This is a genomic window from Lentilactobacillus hilgardii (assembly GCF_009832765.1).
GTDB lineage: Bacteria > Bacillota > Bacilli > Lactobacillales > Lactobacillaceae > Lentilactobacillus > Lentilactobacillus hilgardii.
In genome coordinates, this window is record NZ_CP047121.1 from 920,454 (window position 1) to 942,243 (window position 21,790).

Below are 21,790 nucleotides of genomic sequence, written 5' to 3' on the forward strand. Positions count from 1 at the left end.
ATGATCGTGGTAGCTGGGATGCTTTTTGGAATGAGTCTATCAACGACAGCGAGGTCTGCAGGCATTGATTCATGGATGCCTAATCAGCAACTACAAAATCTGGTTTTATATGATTTGAATCAACAGTATAAAAAAGAAGGGAAACCGGTCCTAGCCAATGTTAATGAGATTACGCAGGATAATATTAAGGATCTCAAGTCACTCATTTACTTTCCAGGGACCGGGGCTCAGGATCCAATCCTGACGGAACCGGTTGTTGGCGGTAATGGTTCACTTGGACCGACCAACCCGGGAAACTACTCGCTTGAAGGGCTTCAATATGCAACAAATCTTGAAACCATTAACATGAATGAAAACTTGAATTATCAACACCAGTTTTTCCGTAATGATATCACGGATGTGAAACCACTTAGTAAATTGGATAAGTTGCAGACGCTTGAATTATCCGGCAACCGAATTACCGATATTACACCGGTTGCCAATTTGCCAAAGTTGACAAAACTCAATGTGATGTCTAATTGTATTGCGGACCTCTCGTCATTGGATGGTAAGAAATTCACAAATGGTCTTTCATATATTGGTCAACAGGTGGTATTACCGCCCGTTTACGCGAAAGACAATGCGTATAAGCTGACCGAACCATTTATCAATAAGCTGCCAAAGAATGCCAGAAATCCGTGGACCGGTAAGGATCTTGTTTATGATCAGAAAAATCTGGCAGTGGCAACCGGCGGTGGCATTGGATACCGGATTGATGCCCGTAACGGTCCTACCAGTCACGTTCAGGTTTTCCGGATCAGTGGTGCCGCATCGGTTTCAGGAGATGATTTTAACTATAACAATCTTAAAACTCAAATTAAGCCGGGGATTGATGTCGAAGATCCTTGGGGAAACAAGGCTCAAGTTGTTCGAAATCCGTACACGTATTATTTAATTGCGGATTACCGAATGGCGCCTGATTCGGTTCAGATACCGGTCATTGAATATTTGATCCCTTATGAAAGTACAGCTATCAGCGTGGATTACGTTATTGTTCCAGTTGATCAGGACGGCAAACCAATTGCAGGCCTCACCCCGAAGAAGGGCAGCGGACTTCCGGGAGATGTTATCGAGGTACCAGCGTATGACGGCTATGAAACAAGTACCAAAAAGGTAACCATTCCTGAAAACGGCGGCAATATTAACGTCGTCTATTCGAAGAAATCTACTGGTGGTGACAATGGCAATACCGGTAACGGTGGCGGAACCGGAACAACACCGGGGCTGCCATCTACGCCGATCGGCCCGGCAAATCCGGTTGAACCTTCCAAACCGGAGCCGCCGACAACACCGGAAAAGCCATCAGAGCCCGAAACGCCACCGACTAATCCGGACGGCGGAATAGTTGCGAAGAAGAACCAGGCCGTTTACGCGGTCAATAAGATTTACTTGTATCAAAAACCGACTTTTAACAAAAAACAGCGACTTGTATACTATACCAAAAAGCCGAGAATCAACCGGCCGATGTTCGTTGTGACCGATTATGCCAAGTCCAAGAATGGTACTTTGCGCTACAAGGTGAAAGATGTTAATCACAAATCGGCAACCGCAGGCAAAACAGGTTATATTACCGCTAATTCCAAGTATGTCTTGCCGGTTTACTATCAAGGAAAGCATCGCACCATTACGGTGATTAATCCCAAGGGTGTTAACCTGCACCGGCAGAAGAACCTAGCCAACAAAATCAAAAATTATAAACAGGGAACTGTGTTGAAAGTTAAGCGATTGGAAACGCACAATCTGACCACTCGATTTGTCTTAACGAATGGCGGTTACGTCACTGCTAATCGTAAATTGGTCATTGCCGGTCATTACAAGTTTGCCAAACAGGTGAAGGCCAAGGGTGCTATTAATCGTTACAGTAACGTTAATCTCACAAAGAAGAACCGTCAGTATAGCAAGAAAACACAAAAAGTATTTAAAGTTAAGCGGGCGGTTTATTCCAGAACCCATGATATGACGCAGCGGGGGACTCTGAGATATCAGGTTGCCGGCGGGTACATTACGGGGAATGCGAAGTACGTTAAAGTCATTAGATAATCAGAAGCTGGTTAAAATGGTTTAGTAAAGTCTGTTCGTATGCTTACAATTTAATCATTAATTGAATAAGATCCAGTTAAAGGCCGAATGAGTTAGCCCTTAACTGGATTTTTTAGCAACTCGTAATACCTTGTTTCTACGGTGCGTACTTAAAGGCATCATTAAAAAGAAGTGAGTTAGAGAAATCGTCTTCCTATACGTTTTCTGAAAAATGTTTTATAATTAAAAGTAATGACAATGTGAATACGAAGGAGAAACAGTTATGAAAATTCGTCAACAGGGAAACTCATTGGTTGTGACAGTCCCATCCAGATTTGATTTTAAAGCCGGCGATGAAGTTATTGCTGTCAAAGGACGGGACCATTCAATTACCTATGTACCCAAAATGAGTAATCCGTTTAAAGATAAGGCTATTAGTTTTGATCATGAGGATGAAGCATTTAACGATATGACTGCAGGGCGGGAAGAAATTTGATGAGAGACTATCAGTATCATGGCTATACGCCAAGACAGGGAGACATTATCACCGTGAACCTTGATCCACAAGTTGGCCGTGAAATCAAAAAGCGACGGCCAGTAGTAGTAGTCAGCTCTGATGGTTATAATGCTAAAACCGGCTTTGTCCAGGTTTGCCCGATTACTCATACAATTAGAAAACGGGCCGGGTTTTTTTCAATGAATACCCGACATGTTACAGGGCAGGTTAATGCGATACAACTCCGTTCTCTTGATTTTATATCTGAGCGGCGGGCAATCAAAAAAGTAGATGAGTTGGATCCTGAAACATTTGGGAAGGTTGCACAATTCATACGATTTATATTTGACTTTGACCAGGTCATTGATTTCGGAGAATGAATTGTTGATTGCAAGTGCTGATGTTGTCATTAAAACGAATTGTGGTTTTTGAGGGATTTGTGGCAGAGATAAAAATGAGGTTGCCTAATTAACTTTTTGCAGGAAGTTGCCGTTGGCAATGATCAACATGTGAAATAAGGTTTAATGGGAATGCTAAAAGAGTTATAATTAGTTTTACACAATATTCTCTATATGAGAATCAGCAACACTTAAAAAATGAAGAGAGGTGGTCAGTTGTGCGATATGATCCACGACGCATGAACAAGGCACAGAAGAAGAATCAGAGTCTTGCCGATCAACATCGGGATGAAGTGTTGGAGGCCTTTAAGAAAAAGCAGGAAAAATTGGCGGCAAACGCTTTAAAACAATCCCAAGTAGAACCGATTGAGAAGACTCATGAGTCACGTCAATCAAAGTTTGGCAAGAAACTAAAAAAAGAGACCAAAGACAATAAGCGGTTAAAAGCCAAACTGAGACAAAACCAGATTGAACGAAGAACTGGTCGACAAAAAATCAGACAGTTAAAGAAAATGGTGACGAATCTGGAAGCTCAAAGGACGAAACTTCAGGCTGAGTTGCTTGAAACACGACGTGCACAAGCAGAATCCAAACAGCAGGTCGAGGCGTTTTACAGGGTCAGGGACGGCTTGGAGAAAAACAATCAGGCCCAGGGCAGGCGAATCCAGTCACTCTCAGATATGAATAAACGGGTAACGCAAAACTACCAAAAGCTTCTTCGTAGCACAGAAGGCCAAGAACTTGGCGCACTGCGATCTCAAAATAAATCATTGATCAATGAGAATCAAAATTTGAAAGAAGACATTAAGGGGTTTCGCAAACGGCTGGACAACCTTAAGCAAAAATCCAAGCTCGATCAGTTAAACAATCGGTTAAGCCAATCCAGACAGCCTGATCCGCATATGAAGCAGGCTTCTATTCAGCAGCTGGTCAGTGAGTTGTTTTACCGACTTGATGAGCGTAATGTCATGAGGTTCCTATCAGTGCTGCCATTATATAATCGGGTTAATTATTTACTGAAAAAGGCCGAGGAAAATACCATCCTACATACAGTTGACAGTGACCACCTACACAATAGCCAGCAGCTTTATGGTTACGTCAAGCCTATTAATGGTCAGCCGGCGTTTATTTCTTTGGATGGCTCGATTTTTCCTGGTCCACAGGTCCAAGGTAACAGATTTGATCTTGTAGAAAACGATGTCTATCGTGGTAATTATTTTGCGGACACTGACAGTTTTGTGATTAATAAGCGTTACACGGCCCTAACTGAGGATAAAAATCAGCTTGGCTCTGATCATTTTCAAAGTGGTCGTCAGGATAAGCGACCGGTAAAAGATACGTTTGCTAAACGGTTTATGGAAGATCATCCCGACGCAAAAGCGATTTTAGGCAACAAGACGATTAGGATTGTGACCTGGTTTAAACAGATCAGCTATAAGCGCCTTTTTCAACCGTTTGACGTGCAGATCGATGTGTTGGATCCCAGTGAGCAGAGTGGCGACTTTATTTATCAAAGAATCGAAAATGTCGATAGGGATTTGGCATTCATCCTGATTGAAGGGTCTCATCATGTAAACAGTCGAATCTATAAGGACCGCCCGGCGGCACATCCTGATAGAATTCGAATTTTGGACAATGCGTCTCCCAAAACATTGTTGGAAATGACCTATAATCATTTTAAATCCTTGGAAACCAGGCAAAATCAATCATAAAGCCAAAATTAAAGAGACCATCAAAGCGTGATGCCTTTTGGCCTCTTATATACATACTAAGCAATTCATCTTTTTATTGACCTTTTAAAACCGAGTTCCAAAACAAACGACCCTTTAAGCTGATCTTTGAATTTTCCGTGCGGGTGCTGTCTTTCTTAAAGTGACGACCAAATAATCTCTTTAGTGATGTCATATAAACGTCCTCCTTATCAATATTCAGTCACGCAACCAAACAGACGTGAAATTAATCAACGTCTGAGAGGAAGTCTTTTCTTTCTCTCTATTTACAGTATAAGGCTGCAATGATTAAGTGCGTTCATATTTTGCTCAACTATTTTTAGAGCGTTCATTATTAAATGAAAAATCCCCTTAATTAATGAGAAGCCATGTCGTCGCTGACGGTGTTAATTTTAAGTGAAAAATAGTTTTTTGCTCAGAATTAACATAATCATTTAGATACACAGACATGATTCCACAATTAAGGGAACGGTTTGATTTGGCAAATTTATAAACGGAACTGCTAGAAGAAAGCCCACGATGTGATGATCAAGACCGCGACAACTGCGATTAACAACCAGCATATGGCGTCTTTGTACCAAGCTTTTAACGGGACACGCTTAGATTTATCCGAAGCATTAACATTTCTATCCATTTAAAATCGCCTCTCAAAGTAATGAAAATTTGTAAAACGCTTATAACGGGTTAACTAAGGTAAAATCCTGATGAGCCTTAGTTAACCGCATCTGCATCTGCTGCTAAAGATTGAACACGATCCAACTTTTCGAGCAGGTCTTTATCGTTTAGCTTAGCGACCGTTCGCTTAACCGGCTTTTCACGAGCCGAGATCAGTTGGGAGATTAATTGGGGACTGCCTACGGAACTGTACATATAGCCAAAATCAGCGTGGATTGATTCTTCAAGGACATAGTTCACAAGAATTTCTTCGAGATGCTTTCGGGATTTTCGGTTTAGTTTATCCATATCTTAGGACCTCCTAAAATTATTATCACACAAATCAAAGTAAAAAACACAACTAATTCAAAGAAAAAGACGATCAGCTAATTATTTTTATGAAATGATGGTTAATCAATTTAAAGAAAATGCTGGTTGCTGCTTAGGAATAAGCTGAGCGACATTGACTTAACAGACTTGTAAAAGCAGGTCCGACTTCAAACACTAAAAATAGTTAAAAAGCGGTATGATATGAACAAATAAGGAATAAGAAGCAGAGTGTTTACCAATTTTAAGGAAGTGGGTTCATGCGACGATATGAGCAAACTGAATTATTGACCGACTGGTTTATTAATGACGATATCCGGCAGTCCTTTTTAAAAATGTTTCGGCTGCTGGGAAGAAAGCAGCCGACTTGACCAAACGAGAAATTGCCCAGTTTATTCTGGGGCTTCGGGACCAATTTGTATTGGCAGATATTTTGCGGGCCCTGAAATTTCCGAAGGCGACCTATATGTATTGGCAAAAAAGATTTAATCTTGGCGACCCGGATAAGGAGTTGGAAGATCAAATTTTATTGATTCATCGTCAAAATCCGGATTATGGTTATCGACGAATGACGGTTGCCTTACGTGGCTATGGCATGCTTGTGAACAAGAAACGTATTCAGCGATTGATGCGAAAAATGGGGATTCACGTAAAGGGATACTCAACTCACGTGTCGGAATACCGCAGTACATATCATTCCTATGAAGGAAAAGTTGGCTTTATTTGTAAGAATCGGCTTAAACGCCGTTTTCAGACACCGGTTTGTCATCAAAAAATTACGACGGATACAACGGAATTAGTCTATTTTGATATTTGTATTGGAGAACCGGCAACCGTACACGGTCTTTATCTTGATGTTTTTCTGGATATGTATAACAGTGAAATCATTTCATATCGGCTGTCACCGGTTCCAAATGAGCAGGCCATTTTAGAAGGCTTGGATGAGGCCATTCGGATCACTGATGATTGCCGTTACCGACGGACGTTTCATTCTGATCAGGGGTGGGGATACCAATCAGCGGACTATCATCGCAAGTTAAAGCAACATCGCATTTTCCAAAGTATGTCCAGAAAGGGGACTTGTTTGGATAATGCGATTATGGAAAATTTCTTTAGTATTTTGAAACGTGAGATGTATTATGGAAAAACCTTTCACAGTTACGATGAGTTAAAAACAGCTATCGATCGATATTTATATTATTACAATTATCAGCGGATTAAGGAGAAATTGGATTGGCAAAGTCCAGTGATGTACCGACTTAACGCAAGCAATAGGTCCTAGCTTCTGGGGCCTGAGAATCTTATCACGATCAGCGTTGAATTATTTGTCAGGTTGTCAATAACGGGGATAACTTTGATAAATGCCAGCAAAGGCAAGCATAATTCAGGAAACAAAGCCGGCCTTAATGCCAAAAAGGACTGGATCTGGAGAAAGAATATGGTAGGATTAAATAGTATTAATTACTATTTAGATTGTGAAAGGATGTGCGTTGTTTGGATAACTGAATTCCAGTGACGGTCATTTCCGGATACCTTGGTGCCGGGAAAACGACGTTGATTTTGCATTTACTGAAATGTAAGGAACATAGGAGAGTCGGCATTATCGTCAATGATTTGGCGGCAGTTAATGTGGATGAAAAAATGATTGAAAAAAATCCGTATTTCTCGCAAGCAGATCGATTAATTGCACTAACCAACGGCAGTATTAGTGGTAATCTTCGTCAACGGTTAGTAGATGCAGTCTATGATTTGGCAGCTTCGGGAGATGTTGATTTGATTTTGATAGAATCTTCCGGCATTGTTCAACCGGATATGGTTGCCAAATTTATTTCTCGAGGAAAGAACACAGATGGCCGAAGACTTTCAGATAGCTGTCGTTTAGATACCAACGTCACAATTGTGGATGGGTTCAGAGTTTTACAGCAACTTATGCCCGGTGTCGGTGAGTATAATCAGGACTTTACCCAAAGCAATCAATTGATCATCAACCAAATCGAATTTTGCGACGTCCTCCTTTTTAATAAAACGGATCTTTTGACGAATGAACAACAACTGTATCTAAAAAAGTTTATCAGGCAATTGCAACCGTGGGCTAAATTTTTAGAAACCAGATTTGCCGTGGTACCTGTCAGTAAAGTGGTGAATACCCGGCTATTTGACGAGAAAACAGAACTTAAAGATTATGATCGTTCGGATGATTTAAGCCATTTCTCTGAACATCATGATTTAAAATTTGGCATTGAGTCGTTTGTCTACCGACGGCGACGGCCTTTTAATCCCAAACGTTTTAATGACTGGCTGGACCAATGGCCGCCTGAGATCACGAGATGTAAGGGCGTGATGTGGCTGATTACCCAACCCGAAAGAGTCTTCAATATTTCCCAATCCGGTCGGGCAATGGACATTATTCCATCGGGATACTGGATTGCATCGATGAAAGAATGGGAAATAAAAAAGATGTTTACGGTTCGTAAACATCTTCGGGAAATTTGGGATGAGCGTTTTGGTGACCGCATGATTGAACTGGTCTTTATTGGTCAAAATATGGATAAAGAAACAATTATTCATGACTTGGATGCCTGCTTGATGCGTGAGGATGAGGTGGTGACACTCAGAGACGATCCATTTAGGCTGACTCACCATTAAGCCGATTGTGTGAAGTTGGGCTGGGTGAGTTTAGCTGCCGCATTCTCTGGATTAAAGTCGCGACATCTATTTTGGGATCGCATGCAAGGATATTGTTATTTAAATCATCTATCAGAGCACTGATATCCTTGGCGGCAGTCGTTCCTGATTCTGTCAGCTGTAAGGTATGGCTTCGCTTATCTGTTGCAGCATGTTTCATTAAGTAACCGTTCTTTTCCAGCGCGTTAACTGAGCGGGTGATGGTACTTTGGTTGAGTTTCACCAAAGAGGAAAAATCATTTTGGATGATATTTGGGTTGTTTAATAATTTTAATAAATAAAAATAATTATTGGCGTTAATATTTGGATATGAAATATGGTGGTTAAGATAATCTGTCATTTCATGGTTAAGTTGAGCAAGTTGTTGAATAAAATCCTGGTCCTCATTGAATGCCATTGCAATCTCCTTTCATTTATAAATCGAAGATAACGAAAAAAATCGGTGGAAGCAAGTCTTCTGCATTTTTTTGTTTTCAAAAATTTTGGGGGCCATTAAAAAGGGCATTTTTGTGTTGGAATAATAAGGATGTTGGCCTATGATAGAAAACTTCTATGAATTATTCGATATTTTTTTCGTTTGAGCGATTGTATTATTCAGTAAAGCGTGCTAAAGTTAGACTATTAAATTGTACACAACTAATTTATTTAATATTAAAAATAGATCGCTCCATTTTGATTAATATTAAGTTTGGACATCGCAATGTAAGAAATGTCAATGAATAGATTAGTAAAAACCTATTTCACATAAATTATTAATGTGATACCATGTGTATATATTAAATTCGTTAAATTATTTTTAATTGTCATCTTCGTGAGGAGGAGAGGCTTATGCTACATTTATTAGTTGCTCCAAGTAGTACTTCAAGTCGTAAAGCGCGCCAATGGTTAACCGAACACCATCTTGAGTTTGCAGAACGGGATATTTATCGGCGACCACTTCACGCCGATGAAATTAAACAAATCCTTCGCCTAAGTGAAAATGGTTGTGAGGATATTGTCGCAACCCGTTCGAATGCGTATAAGCGTGTAAAAACGGATCTTGATGCAATGCCTTTGTCACAGTTTATTGATGTATTAACCAAGCATCCTGAAATGTTGAAGCGACCGATCCTCTTTAATGATGAGAAGTTATTGGTAGGCTTCAACGATGAAGAAATCCGTAACTTTTTGCCAAGGGAATTGCGTAAGAGAAATCTTGAAACGTTATTAAAAAAAAGCAGTTAAGATTTAAAGCCGTCTATCAGTAATGGATTTGTATATTGGTGATTTTTCAGTAATCGGTTGTTTTATACGACATCTTTACACGAAATTTACCAGGCCTTTACGACAACTTGATAACATGAACTTGTACCAAAAAATGGTCAGGGGAGAGTTATCCAAGATGAAAAAGTCAATTTTATCTGTGATGGTTGCGCTCACGTTGAGTTCGACCGGTGTTGCAATTGCGGCACCGATTCAAAATCAGGCGTCACCTACGGCAATTGCCGCCACAACCAAATCAGGATACGGTGCCGGCTCACAGATTAAGCTCAGTGGTGCAGTCAACGTTCGTGATCTTGGCGGTTATCGTACTAAGTCCGGGCTCAAGGTTAAGCCCAATATGTTAATTCGGTCTGCCAAGTTGAATACGCTAACCAAGCATGATCAACAGGTATTGACAAAACAACATCATTTGGCAGTAGATGTAGATTTACGGACACCTGCAGAAATGAAAGCGGCACCCGATGTTAAAATGAGTGGTGTCACGTACGTTGCCGATCCGGTTGTATCCAACAAGGAAAGTCAATCGAACGATAAAATTTTCGATAAGAATGGCGAACAAGCTATGATTGATTATTACAACTATTTTGTGGATTCTACACAAGGTAGGGCTGCATACAAGAAACTGTTCCATGAATTATTGACGGTTCCCAAAGGCAAAGCAGTTTTGTGGCACTGCAGTGCTGGTAAGGATCGTGCCGGCTTCGGAACTGCCCTTGTATTAACCGCTTTGGGGGTAGATAAAGACACAATCTATAAAGATTTCCTGCTTTCAAACAAATACCGTAAACAGACTAATGATGCTGCACTCGCTGCGCTGAAGAAAAAAGGCGCCAGCAAGACTGAACTTAAAAGCAATTATTATGGGTTGATTGTTGAGAAACAGTATTTGGATGAAGCATATAAGGCAGCAAACAAGCATTATGGGTCAATGAATGGATTCCTACACAAAGGACTTGGTCTAACCAGTTCCGATATTAATAAGTTACGCGCAAAATATTTAGAAAAATAAGATTAAAAGAATAGTTGTACAAAATGATACACCAAAATATATCCTTCAAAAATACCTTCAAAAGTAACACATTGCTCGGGAACCGACAGTGTGTTTTTATTTGCCAAAAATATCGAAAAATAACTTATATGTAGCAATTATTAAAAATTTTAAGCAAAAAGTTGGATATAAGTACCTAATATAAGAAAAAAAGACTTGATTTAGTAAAAGAAAGCGCTTACTATAATGGACATAGAGAAATTTATTGTAACCACTGGCATCATAATTGTTGAATTCACAGACTTTCAAAACGATTTATGACTGGATTATTGAAAAGCAAGCATTGAGATTGAATTTGTCTGATCAATTTTCGATGACGTCAATCTAAAAAGTAAAGAGGAAAAGGAAATGGACCCAAAACAAATCAATGAACCTTCAAATATTGACGAGAGATTAACCACTAATGACCTGATTAAGTATCGATATGAGACCAAGGGTGAGCTGATCAATGCTCAAATGGATGGTCGTTCAATTATCAATCCAAAGGACGATCCAGAAAGAATTCCTGATAGTGGTGAATATACCGCTATTGTTAAAATTGCGGATCAAAAGCGCATTACACCGGTTCTTGTTAAAAACTCAAGTAAGGCAGATGCTAATGCGGTGATTTATTTAAATCTTCGCGGATTTACAAAATTGCCACACTATAGTCCGATTCCGGTTACAATAACGTGGATTAAAAAGCTATAAGATAATCAAAATCAACCAAAAGTGGTCAAGGTAATTAGACGCCTTGATTTTTTTATCTATAAATTTAGTTCTGATAAATTGTTGCTTTAGTATTTGGTTTTATTTGAGGGACTTTTCAAGTTATCAAAGGCCTCTTCGATCTTTTTAACGTCCTCCTTATCAGGCGCTTTTGGATCATATTTCCCCATACCCAGTGCCCCTAAAATGATCATTGGCAGATACCAGGCAATTTGGTAGCGACTTTGAACTTCGACAAGGCAGGAAGCCAGTAAGACGCCATCAAGTATGATTGCCATCAATACTATGCCATTTCCAATACGCCAGTATTTTAGATTTGGCCAATAAAATAAAAGCCCAATTATTGTCGATAAAATCAAAATAATTTGAAAACCGGTGGTAAAACCAGTAAGCCAACGTGGGAATGAAACGTTAGAGTGGCTGGACAGGGATGCATCTGATAACGATTTGGTATTCATCACAAAAAATTGAATGCCATAAAATGATTGAGAAAGAACTTGGTTTTTTTGAATGAGGAAGTTGAGCCAACCGTTCGTTCTCTGTAGATACCGGAGATTATGTTTTAAGCGAGATTTTAATAGGACGTTCATTTGATTATAACGTTGAGCACTATGATTTTTTCGATTAATCTTTTCTAGCTTATTAATGAGAGTCAGGTCATACATTCCTTTTGCGCGTATGTTACTTCCTACTGTAAACGAGTACAGCGAACTGTTATTTGTAAAGGGGATATGATAAATCTGCCTGTCAACTTTTGGTGCAATGGCCAAAAAAAGCGTAAAGATTATTAAAATGAGAAAACTACCAGCAAGTTGATAAGGTGTTCGCGTTTTCTGATAAGCTTTTGAAATGTGATTATCGTGTAATGTCATCCAAGTAAAGAAGAAGAATGATAGTACCCAAATTGGTGTTAGTGGACGGATGAGTTGAGCTAAGATTAGAGAGACGATGGTCATGAGCAACCATCCCCAATAATAGCTGTTTGAAATTTGCCAGTGTCCAAGCCGCCAGCGATTAAAACATAGACTGGAAATGACTAATAGAAGAAGCCAAAGGGGTTCGTATCCGGGTAAAACGCTATATATGTAGTAGGTGGGCATCAGATAAAAGAGCAGGGATGAAAGGATCCCAACAAAATGGTTACCGATTTGCCTGCCAAAGTAGTAAATTAGGACGGCCGTCGTTAACGTAATCAAAATATTGAACAATTGGATTGTAAAAGGCTTATTGATAAAAAGACGATCTATCCAGCCAAAAGCACTGCTGATGTGAATGACACTTGGAAAAAGTGGATTTAAATCAAGTCCGCCATTTGAATACATCCATCTCCAAGAATCTCCGCTGGCACTGGAACCTCCTAAATTTGTATAAGAATATATGTCAGATACCGGACTGATTTTAAATAAACCAATCAACATGATCTTTGGAATTGTTAAAAGTGTCAATGTTACTACAAGCCAACCAACATAATGTTTGGATAGCCAGTAGGCGACCCCCCATATTAATGCAAAAAAACCGAGAGCAACAATCGTTCCAATGAGTAACACATTTTTGCCCGGATAAATAATCTTTTGAAATTTAGCAAAGTATCCAGAAATGGTCATTACTAAATAAAAAGTCAGAAAGCAAATGGTCAAAAGTCGAATGCACCACTGACAGTAAACCTTAAAAATACGACTCATTTTGGTACCCCCTTGAAATCAGAAGAAATCTGATGCGCTGTTTTAACCCAATTGTTTTGCCCGGTTACCAAACGCCAAAGTGAAATGAACGGTATCGGTACCAAACACCAAATATAAAATAAGTTTCCTACTGCCATCTTAAAACTAGTAGTGAAAACAGTTTTCTGATGATTCACAAAATGCATTCTGTCTGCTGCAATAATCATGATTCCTGATGTACTTAAGCCAAAAATGACGATTGTTAAGATAATGCCGATTGTTTCTTGGTAATTATAAATCAGCAAAAAATACATTGTCGCAATTGAAGTCAAAGCGCCAATTGAAAAAATCATCGAGCCAAACGGAATCAGCATAAACAGCAGTAGGTTTGCTTTTAGTCGTGAAGGAATACGGTGATTGATAAAAATGCGTTTACCATAGGAGAAAAGGCACTGCATACCGCCCTGGCACCAGCGGGTTCGTTGTTTAACCAGCGCTTTATAAGTCGTGACAGCTTCCTGTGGCATCAAAACATTGGGTAAGAAGCCACCATAAAACCCTTTAAAGAAGCCGTTTATGGAGAATTCCAAATCATCCAATAGAGAGGAACGCCATCTGACAGCACTAGCCATTTCCAAAGTCATGAATTGACCGTTACCACTCGCCATGGCAGAACCAAAGTCCATTCTTAAGACCTGTTCCAGATAGTTTGAGACCTGAAATTCAAAGGCTTGCATGAGGGTCAGAAAAGAAGTCTGATTGGAAATGCCAATTCCCGTTTGAATGAGATCATAATTTGAGTTTGTGAAGCCCTTATAAATTTGTGCCATGATTTGGCTATTGGGCTGGCTATCGCTATCAATGACACCGATAATTGTCCGTTGGGGCGTCATCGATCGTGTTTCAACCCATTCCAAGGCACTGTTTAAGGCCATCCCCTTTCCCTGTTGGGCATTTGGAAATTGACGAAAAATTACTTTCAAGCCCGAAAGGTTCGAAAGTAATTTTAGTTTTTGGGTGGTGCCATCATTTGATGCGTCATCGATGACCACCAAAGTGGTTTTAATTGGGAGACTGTTAAGTGAAGCTAATAAAACATTAACGGTTTTGACGATTGTTTGAACTTCGTTGAGAGCAGGGACAAAAACAAATAGGTGATCAAAACTTCTGACCGGATCATTTGTATAATGTTGGCTATCGTGTTTATCACGTAACGCTGTAAATAAGTTCCAAATGCCAAATCCCATGGCGTCCAAAAGTGATATCCATAGTAATAAATAAATAGTGATAAGGATAAGGTTAACCCCCTTAATATATAGAGCACGTTCACAATTAACTTATGGTTGATAAAGTTTTACTCAATACATTAGTTTACCATGTCTGATGATATAATTGAAAGGTTGATTTTTGATTATGGATGAGATCTATTTACTTATGGCCATTTTTTGAGGGGGATTTTTGTGGGTGTTCACAAAAATAACCGAACTTGCTGGTTTGACCAACTTGTTATGGTAGGATTGTCTAGACGGATATCCACTAGCAATCACAAGAACACCTTCTTTTATTAGATTACTAGTTTCAATCAATTTCTAGACAGACGGTAACGTTTTTTATTTTTGATAAGGGTATCTGCATTTTAGTGACTGACTCTGTTCAGCCACTTTTTTTGACAGTATTAAGTTTAGTGTGTCTGTAAATGTGGTCTACCAGTCTATACTAAAGAAAAGTAAGAAAGTTCAATCTAATTTGCGGATAACCAACTATTTGAAGTTAATCCTCCTATAATAGGTAGTAGAAGGAGGAATGACGTTTATGAAATTACCAGATCTGATTCTCCAACTTCAATTGTCATTTGAGGACTACAACCAAGCAGCCAAAAAGCAGGACCTGGATGCCTATTATATTGAGGATTTAAATGGCATGGCAACGATTCACAGCAGTCGTACCAAATTATACTTTGAGATTCCCCGTGATTTACCAAAGCTAATGGAGCACCTTAAAGCGAGCGCTCAAACCAATGAGTGCACAATGGGAACTCTGGCGGATTTGGAAAAGATCGAGAAGCGATTAGTGGCAGGACAGTCAAACCGATAGGCTCAATTGAACAGATTCAATCTCGTTCCGAAATGCGTTGCGTTTTCGGAACTTTTTTGTATACAATTATTCTTCAAAATTGATCGTTTATCTCAAAATTAATACTGACAGGGCATCGGCTTTATATTATAATTATTATATTAGTATTAATTCAATGAATGGGTTTTAATTGGGGGTATTTGGGATGACGTCAAAAGAATCAAGTGATGAGCAGGGCAGTGAACTTTTATTTTGTCCAAATTGTGGTCAGAAGGTCAAGCCGACGGATGAGTTTTGTCCAAATTGTGGGTACAATTTGAATGCCTATCGACAGGGAAATCCTGTTGAAGTCGATAATGGCAAGCAGGTTGGGAAACCTAAAAAGCGGCTTTTCAGTCGGGCAACCAAGAAACAGATCAGTAAACATCGGAAACGGCGACGACGATTAATCACATTTGGTGTTATTGTCGTTGTCGCTGCAGCAGGATTAATCGCTTATGGCGAACATTATTATTCAAAGGCGAGTACGCTAAGCAGAATCGTCAAGTCGGCAAAAAACGACCATCATGACCTACATAGATATTTTTACACGAACGATCCGTCTTTAACAATTAATAACGCATCGTTAAAACCTTTGGTCCGGTATTTCCATGACAGTCCCGAGGCACTCACATCGTTTAAGCAGCAAATGGGAACGATTGGAAAGTTTGATAATAATCGGCTTGAATATAAAGAAAATGGTCATCGTTTTTTGATTTTCCCAAAATATGAAGTCCAGGTCAGACCGGTTTACGTTTCTCTAAGTGTTAATAAAAAGAACGCTAAGATCAAACAAGGGGCTAAGGTTATCGCAACCTCCAATTCCACACGTTTTGTTAAAAAGATAGGGCCACTGGTACCGGGAAAGTATGAGCTTTCCAGTTCTGCCAACATTAATGGGCACAGTCTGTCAAATGACAATACCTATCATTTGAATTCGAACAATCAATCGATTCCGTTAACATTAAAAACGGTTTCCTTTAATGTGCATGGCCCTCAGGGAACCGAAGTTGTCATTAATTCAAAGGATCAGGGACGAATCGGGGCAAACGGTGTGATGAACTTCAAGGACTTTCCTTGGACCCAAGAGCTTAAAGTGCAGGGAATTTATCAAGCCGGAAAAAATAATATTTCATCTCAGTCCAGAGTTATTAGCGATCAAAGCGGTGACCATGATGTGACATTGCCATTTAAAGGACTCGTGAGCTACGATGATGCCGATACGCTGTTGAGCAATCTTTGTGATGCGACTTCCGGGCTGAGTAACAATGGCGACCTTGCCGATGCGACCGATGATGATGGCGATGACCTATCTTCCTTCTTCGCTGGCGGAGAGTCCGATCCAAACTATCTTCAATTTGAAAAAATGGGTAAGGGTTATTATCATGACGACGATATTGATGGGACTGACATGAGTGACACAATTGATTCAATCAAGCTCAGCTCGCAAAATAGTAGCGATGTCACGTTTGATCTTAAGTACAAATTTGACGCCGGAGATCATTATCACGTTCAAATTTTCCGTTATACGGCCAATATGGTCGTTAATGGTGACGATAGTGACAATCCATTACAGATTAATTCACTATCGGGTGCGCAAAAGGTTGATGATTATGATGAAGACGAATAATTAAGAAGGATCGAAGGTGACTGTAATGGAAAACGAATTTAAATTTTGTCCAAAATGTGGCGCAAAGGTTAAAGCAAATGCAAAATTTTGCCCAAAATGTGGTAATCGCTTTATTGAAATGTCACAAAACCGCTCGTCAAATGACCAATCCAATGCCGGTTCATCACAGCCGCAAAATATGGCGTCCGGTAAAAAGCCGTTTAAACACCGTAATTGGTTGATTGCCGGCGTAATAGCCGTTATTGTCGTGATTGTGACAGTGACAATTGCCAGTTCGATTATTACGAAGCAACAAACACAGGCGAAAAAAACAGCTATGATTCAGTCATCACAGTTGAAAGAAAGCATCAAAAAGAAAAAAGAAGCAAAAGAAAATAAAACCGAGAAACAATTGGCCCATGAATCTGTCGACGTTGTCACGGATATGATTCAAAACGACTGGGACCTGGATGCCGAGTGTGATGATGTCACGATTACATCCAGCTACGGTGGTAATCAGTATGGTGGGTATGCGAGTGTATCAGATGATGATGGTGATCAGACAACGGTGGATGTCACGGTCACCAACGTTAAATATGATCACAACGTCTCTGTCGAAATCGACGGGGATGGACACGATACTTTGAACAACACGTTTGATACTTATGATGATGAGGACGATGACTATTAACGGGAAGTGATTTGAAAATGCTTAGTGAGGTTTACCGAATTTGCCCAAAATGTGGGACAAGTAATGAAGTAGCTGCTAATTTCTGCTTAAAATGCGGGTCGAAACTATCTAAAGACGACGAGAAACCGTTACTGGAGCATGGTGGCCAGTTAAGTGAAGTGTTGGCTCAAATGGACTTGACACCCGAGGAACAACTTGCGGCTCAAAAAATAGTCATTATGACGGGAGATATGCCCCAGGGGTATCGTTTTCAAGATGTGGTCTACGTAAACGCAACGGGAGTGCTCGGTCAATCGTACAAAGAAGTTATGGAGCAGTTATCCAAACACCTGTATAGTACGCTCTACAGCCTGGGGATGGCCGGTATTTCAAATTTACACATTTCCCATACAGTGGTGCCGGATGAAGGCGTCGGAAATCACTTTGATTTGTTTGCGTATGGCAATGGATTTAGTGTGCGGAGCTAAGCGGTTAACGTTCGGAGTGTAAGGCGTTTATTTCGGAAATCCAGGGTTTGGATTTTTGAAATTGATCCCTTGTATGGCAGGAATCAGTCTTTTGAAGCAGTCCTAAGATAATGTGCAGATTTGGGGGATGGTTGTTAATGAGTGGGGTAAAAGGGTTCTGCCCGCATTGTGGTGCTAAATTACGGGATGATGCCCAGTATTGCCAACAATGTGGTTATAAGGTCCCAACGGTAAGTCTGGATGACCGTTTATCCAGCAATAAAACACATCGGGAGGCCGATGATCAGGAACAGGGTTTTATGCACGGAAATTTGAAAACGGTATATAAACGATCGGCAGTTGCCAATTTTATACAAAGAAATAAAACGATCATTGATCCAATAGTTGCTTGGCTGCCGGGGATTCTCTTTGTGTTTTTGGTGATCGGTCTTTTAATAGAAAGTGATGGAACCTTTTATATTGCTTTTGTGTTACTTATGGTTGATATTGGGGTACGGATTTGCAAAAATAAAGCTTTGTTGAAAAAATCATTTCTTGGAAAATGGATTGGCAACGCTCAATATTCATCCGGAAAAGAACAGATTCTAGCTGAAACCAAAAATAATCAAGCAAATAGCGAATATGGTCGGGGAAAAGAGACGGATAAGACGTCTCATGTTGCACACTACACAATGAGGGTCAGAGAATTTTTAGCGATGCTAACCCTGTGTGTCGTAGTTGGCAGCATTTATTTCGGTGATTTTGTGACGGCTGGTGTTTCTTTCTGGAATAAAAGGGGTGGCATCGACCTTTCGGCATTGCTTTCAACGGGCGGTTATTTGGATGGAGACTTGAACCAACTTAAAATCGTTTTAACGATATTACCGGTTTTAGGATTGCTTTTTATTGTGTTACCAAATTTATTTTTGAAAATGATCGGGTTGTTGGCGGCTTTTGCAACTGATGGGCTGATCGGCTACATCATTTATACGATTGATCAATACATGAATGACGGTAATCAATCGGTACTGATGAGTTTTCAGTTTGGCCCCTCTGCAATTGTCATGGGTGTTGCCGCAGCAATTGCGACGTTATTTGCGATTAGTTGTTTATTTCCGAGTTCGGTTAGGCATTAAAAATTGTTCATAAAAGAGACTGGCAAGGTTGAAAAATCTGACTTGCCAGTCTCTTTTATGAACAGTTATATTTAATCCTTTTAACTTTATTTATCGAACTCGTTTAATCATCGCAATGGCAATACCACCAATGATTTCCATACCAACAGCGAAGATAAAGATGGCATGATAACCGAAGCCTTCCACAATTGCGGAAGCAACCATGGCACCCAGCATTTGACCTAATGTGTTGGCCAGGTTAATCAGACCGAGATCCTTACCGGCAGTATCGGATGATGGCAAAACATCCATGTTAAGGGCACCATCAACGGAGTTATATAATCCGTTTCCGAAAGCTGCAACAACAGCGTAAGCAAACATTGCCCATGGTTTTTGGACAAATAATGGGAATAGAGCAGCTGCACCCAAAGCAAAAGTAGCAATCACAACCGGTGCTTTAACCCGCTTCATTTTATCGGCCAGTGGGCCACCAATTAGGGCAAAGGTTACACCAATAACTAACATAATCATCGAGAAGATGGAAATTGATTTGCCGGCTTCACCGGTATTTTGACCAATATAATCAGTAAACAGGAACAATAGGAAAGTGGTAACGATTGTTGAACCAACAACCATGAAGAATTTACCAGTCAAGGCTAAGTAAAAGTCCCGTGCGTCATGAGTTGGGAAGAAGAAGTATTTCTTCAGGGTATCTTTATCCAAACGAACTTTTGGTTCGTCCAGATTACCCTTTTCTTGAATCAATAATTCGTGAATAATGGCTAATACAACCGTGCAGGCAGCCATCGTGTAAATACCGAATTTAACGTTACCCAGGAATTGAGCCGCTAACAACGCAAATCCTTGCTGGGCAATTGTAAAACCAACTCCATAGAAAGTGGAAACAGTTCCACGCCATTTTGGTGCAACCCGATCAGAAATCTGCGGGTAGATTGCCGCGGCAATCGCATTTTCGGCCGCTGCTGCAATGATCCAAACACCAATAATAGCAGGGATTGATTTAAGATTGGCAATCACAACCAGGGAAATCGCAATTGCGATTGTACCTAAAACGATGTAAGGTTTCCGTTTACCAAAACGTGAACGGGTAACATCTGAAAAGGCGCCGAACAAAAGATTGGCTACCGCACCAACAATTGAGGCAACCGTTGCTAAAATACCAACCGCCCAAACTTTTTGAGCCGGGTCAATTTGACTAAATAATTGTGGAATTAAAACACTACGGGTAGAGCCGATTGGACCATACCAGCATAGCGGTGCTAGAAACATTGCAGAAGAAACCATCCAAGGTAGTTTTGGCTGTTGTGAATCTTTAATCTTGGCGTTTGTAATTTCACCAACGGCTGTTTTAACCTCTTCAGGTTCTTTAGGCTTGTTGTTTTGAGACATCAAAAGTCACTCCAATCAATAGAATAAGAAATATAGCAGAAATATGTTTTACCTCTGAAAAATGTAAGGATAGGAGGCCTCCCCTCTTGATTTACATGAAAGATAAAACGCTTACAGATAGAGTATAGCGCTTTCATTTAGTAATGTAAATACAATTTTACTAAAATATAATTCAAGGTATCATTGGATTCTGGTATGACGTCCGATTACGTGCAACAAAGCCTTGACTAATAAGGATTTAAAAATATTTTTATTGATTATTGATCATTGCATTTTTTTGAAAGTACTTAGATTTCCGAGAAAATATAAATTCAAGATAAAAAGGTCGACTGTATTTTTCTTTATTTAGCAAAATTTACTAAAAACTATATACCGGAAATTTTTTATCATTTAAACAACCTTTAAGGTCAACATATTCCTTTGAAAATCGCCTAATATCCTATTATGCTTAAACCAGTAAACGAATCTTTTTTAGTGAGAAGTGACTAACAATGCGAATTGGTTTTATTTCGGATCTACACATTGACTTTAATCGGCGGCATCATTTTATTGCGGTTATGACCGAACTGGTTAAGAAAGAACGGCTTGATCACTTGGTTATCATGGGTGATACGGCCAATGGGCTTGAGAGGAATCTGGCATTTAATGATGCGCTTTCACAGTCACTTGAAATTCCCTTTCATACGCTGGTTGGCAATCACGATTTATATGTATCACATCCCCGTGAGAAGACTGTTTCGATGATTCAACAACGTTCAAGAGATGCTTATCATGAGTTGGACGAGTCACCATTTTCACTGACACAACACCCACTATTGACGACTCACTGGGTTATCACCGGCATTAACGGCTGGTATGATTATACTTTTGCAAAAGGATTCAGTGACAACCGGGGATCGACTCTTGCCAATAACTGGGTGGCTAAGCATGTCTGGCCGGATCAGCTATACATTAACGGTAATCAAATTGATTATTGCCGTGATCGTGACTGGGTGACCAAACAACTCTTTGATTGGCAGCATCAGATTAACCAAATGCAACTGGGATCAAGAAAGCTTTTGGTGGCGATGCATATGTTGCCGACAAAACGGTTGGTCAGACAGATGCCAGTGCCGTTTTACGATCGGTTCACGTATCAATTGGGAAGTGAACGGTATCGCCAACTCTTCGAACAGAACCACGTCAGGGTGGCACTTAGTGGCCATTCTCACATGCCCAATGTTGTTGATTATCGAGGGATTCACTATCAAAACGTTTCGCTGGGATATGACTTTCAGTGGCAGAATCCGGCCGATGCGCTGGGTGAACTTCAACGGGTAATGTTTATTTTGGAGGATGAGTGAGATGAAAGAATTGGAAACTTTGTGCTGTGATGCGGC

21 protein-coding genes are annotated in these 21,790 nt (G+C 40.0%); 15 read left to right on the forward strand and 6 right to left on the reverse strand.

Translation table 11 applies throughout. From position 1 onward, the window contains the following. The 4 genes from GQR93_RS04160 to GQR93_RS04175 all read left to right on the forward strand — a co-directional run bounded on the left by GQR93_RS04160 (position 1) and on the right by GQR93_RS04175 (position 4,664). A complete protein-coding gene (locus tag GQR93_RS04160; protein ID WP_035444610.1) occupies positions 1 to 2,079 on the forward strand; it encodes a DUF5776 domain-containing protein in 2,079 nt (692 codons plus the stop codon). Between the two features lie 262 nt (positions 2,080 to 2,341). Then, positions 2,342 to 2,554: a type II toxin-antitoxin system PemI/MazE family antitoxin gene (gene mazE, locus GQR93_RS04165; protein WP_003552579.1), complete on the forward strand. Its 213-nt coding sequence runs from the start codon at positions 2,342 to 2,344 to the stop codon at positions 2,552 to 2,554. Further along, positions 2,554 to 2,934 (forward strand): type II toxin-antitoxin system PemK/MazF family toxin, encoded by a 381-nt coding sequence (locus tag GQR93_RS04170; protein WP_003552581.1) that lies wholly within the window; start codon positions 2,554 to 2,556, stop codon positions 2,932 to 2,934. The genes mazE and GQR93_RS04170 overlap by 1 nt, the downstream gene beginning before the upstream one ends. A 236-nt stretch (positions 2,935 to 3,170) precedes the next feature. Beyond that, positions 3,171 to 4,664 (forward strand): hypothetical protein, encoded by a 1,494-nt coding sequence (locus GQR93_RS04175; protein ID WP_225442050.1) that lies wholly within the window; start codon positions 3,171 to 3,173, stop codon positions 4,662 to 4,664. A 520-nt stretch (positions 4,665 to 5,184) separates the two neighbouring features. On the opposite strand, the gene GQR93_RS15570 is transcribed toward GQR93_RS04175, so the two are convergent. Beyond that, complete coding sequence (locus GQR93_RS15570; protein WP_260159741.1) at positions 5,185 to 5,316, reverse strand: hypothetical protein; 132 nt, start codon at positions 5,314 to 5,316, stop codon at positions 5,185 to 5,187. Positions 5,317 to 5,393: 77 nt separating this feature from the next. After that, positions 5,394 to 5,645: a hypothetical protein gene (locus tag GQR93_RS04180; protein WP_003552587.1), complete on the reverse strand. Its 252-nt coding sequence runs from the start codon at positions 5,643 to 5,645 to the stop codon at positions 5,394 to 5,396. A 385-nt stretch (positions 5,646 to 6,030) separates the two neighbouring features. Between GQR93_RS04180 and GQR93_RS04185 the strand changes: the two genes are divergently transcribed. Both GQR93_RS04185 and GQR93_RS04190 read left to right on the forward strand, forming a co-directional pair. Then, positions 6,031 to 6,945 (forward strand): IS3 family transposase, encoded by a 915-nt coding sequence (locus GQR93_RS04185; RefSeq protein WP_003552589.1) that lies wholly within the window; start codon positions 6,031 to 6,033, stop codon positions 6,943 to 6,945. A 230-nt stretch (positions 6,946 to 7,175) separates the two neighbouring features. Beyond that, the gene (locus GQR93_RS04190; RefSeq protein ID WP_003552592.1) at positions 7,176 to 8,309 is read left to right on the forward strand and encodes a CobW family GTP-binding protein; all 1,134 of its coding nucleotides are present in this window, start codon (positions 7,176 to 7,178) and stop codon (positions 8,307 to 8,309) included. Here GQR93_RS04190 and GQR93_RS04195 read toward each other — a convergent pair. After that, positions 8,290 to 8,745 (reverse strand): MarR family winged helix-turn-helix transcriptional regulator, encoded by a 456-nt coding sequence (locus tag GQR93_RS04195; RefSeq protein ID WP_003552594.1) that lies wholly within the window; start codon positions 8,743 to 8,745, stop codon positions 8,290 to 8,292. The genes GQR93_RS04190 and GQR93_RS04195 overlap by 20 nt on opposite strands. A gap of 431 nt (positions 8,746 to 9,176) precedes the next feature. Between GQR93_RS04195 and GQR93_RS04200 the strand changes: the two genes are divergently transcribed. The 3 genes from GQR93_RS04200 (at position 9,177) to GQR93_RS04210 (ending at position 11,349) form a co-directional block, all read left to right on the forward strand. Further along, a complete protein-coding gene (locus tag GQR93_RS04200; protein ID WP_003552598.1) occupies positions 9,177 to 9,572 on the forward strand; it encodes a Spx/MgsR family RNA polymerase-binding regulatory protein in 396 nt (131 codons plus the stop codon). A gap of 157 nt (positions 9,573 to 9,729) precedes the next feature. Continuing rightward, on the forward strand, positions 9,730 to 10,620 hold the full coding sequence (locus GQR93_RS04205) for a tyrosine-protein phosphatase (RefSeq protein WP_035444369.1): 891 nt from the start codon (positions 9,730 to 9,732) through the stop codon (positions 10,618 to 10,620). A gap of 387 nt (positions 10,621 to 11,007) precedes the next feature. Continuing rightward, a complete protein-coding gene (locus GQR93_RS04210) occupies positions 11,008 to 11,349 on the forward strand; it encodes a hypothetical protein (RefSeq protein ID WP_003552602.1) in 342 nt (113 codons plus the stop codon). Positions 11,350 to 11,435: 86 nt separating this feature from the next. On the opposite strand, the gene GQR93_RS04215 is transcribed toward GQR93_RS04210, so the two are convergent. Together GQR93_RS04215 and GQR93_RS04220 are read right to left on the reverse strand one after the other, a co-directional pair. Next, positions 11,436 to 13,049 (reverse strand): glycosyltransferase family protein, encoded by a 1,614-nt coding sequence (locus GQR93_RS04215; RefSeq protein ID WP_035444371.1) that lies wholly within the window; start codon positions 13,047 to 13,049, stop codon positions 11,436 to 11,438. Continuing rightward, entirely contained in the window at positions 13,046 to 14,275 is a 1,230-nt protein-coding gene (locus GQR93_RS04220; RefSeq protein ID WP_003552606.1) for a glycosyltransferase family 2 protein, read from the reverse strand. The genes GQR93_RS04215 and GQR93_RS04220 overlap by 4 nt, the downstream gene beginning before the upstream one ends. A 565-nt stretch (positions 14,276 to 14,840) precedes the next feature. On the opposite strand from GQR93_RS04220, the gene GQR93_RS04225 reads away from it, so the two are divergent. From GQR93_RS04225 to GQR93_RS04245, 5 genes are all read left to right on the forward strand, one after another. Beyond that, complete coding sequence (locus GQR93_RS04225; RefSeq protein ID WP_223801262.1) at positions 14,841 to 15,122, forward strand: hypothetical protein; 282 nt, start codon at positions 14,841 to 14,843, stop codon at positions 15,120 to 15,122. 184 nt (positions 15,123 to 15,306) lie between these two features. After that, the gene (locus GQR93_RS04230; protein ID WP_003552611.1) at positions 15,307 to 16,770 is read left to right on the forward strand and encodes a zinc ribbon domain-containing protein; all 1,464 of its coding nucleotides are present in this window, start codon (positions 15,307 to 15,309) and stop codon (positions 16,768 to 16,770) included. Between the two features lie 25 nt (positions 16,771 to 16,795). Beyond that, positions 16,796 to 17,440 carry a zinc ribbon domain-containing protein gene (locus GQR93_RS04235; protein WP_159298704.1) on the forward strand — a complete coding sequence of 215 codons (645 nt, stop codon included), beginning with the start codon at positions 16,796 to 16,798 and terminating at the stop codon, positions 17,438 to 17,440. Between the two features lie 17 nt (positions 17,441 to 17,457). Then, positions 17,458 to 17,907, forward strand: coding sequence for a zinc ribbon domain-containing protein (locus tag GQR93_RS04240; protein ID WP_003552617.1), 450 nt, complete (start codon positions 17,458 to 17,460; stop codon positions 17,905 to 17,907). Between the two features lie 137 nt (positions 17,908 to 18,044). After that, positions 18,045 to 19,022, forward strand: a complete 978-nt coding sequence (locus tag GQR93_RS04245; RefSeq protein WP_003552619.1) for a zinc ribbon domain-containing protein — start codon at positions 18,045 to 18,047, stop codon at positions 19,020 to 19,022. A 90-nt stretch (positions 19,023 to 19,112) separates the two neighbouring features. Here GQR93_RS04245 and GQR93_RS04250 read toward each other — a convergent pair whose 3' ends face one another. Then, positions 19,113 to 20,411, reverse strand: a complete 1,299-nt coding sequence (locus tag GQR93_RS04250) for an MFS transporter (protein ID WP_003552621.1) — start codon at positions 20,409 to 20,411, stop codon at positions 19,113 to 19,115. Positions 20,412 to 20,902: 491 nt separating this feature from the next. Between GQR93_RS04250 and GQR93_RS04255 the strand changes: the two genes are divergently transcribed. After that, a complete protein-coding gene (locus tag GQR93_RS04255; protein ID WP_003552623.1) occupies positions 20,903 to 21,754 on the forward strand; it encodes a metallophosphoesterase in 852 nt (283 codons plus the stop codon). The last annotated feature ends 36 nt before the right edge of the window (positions 21,755 to 21,790 follow it).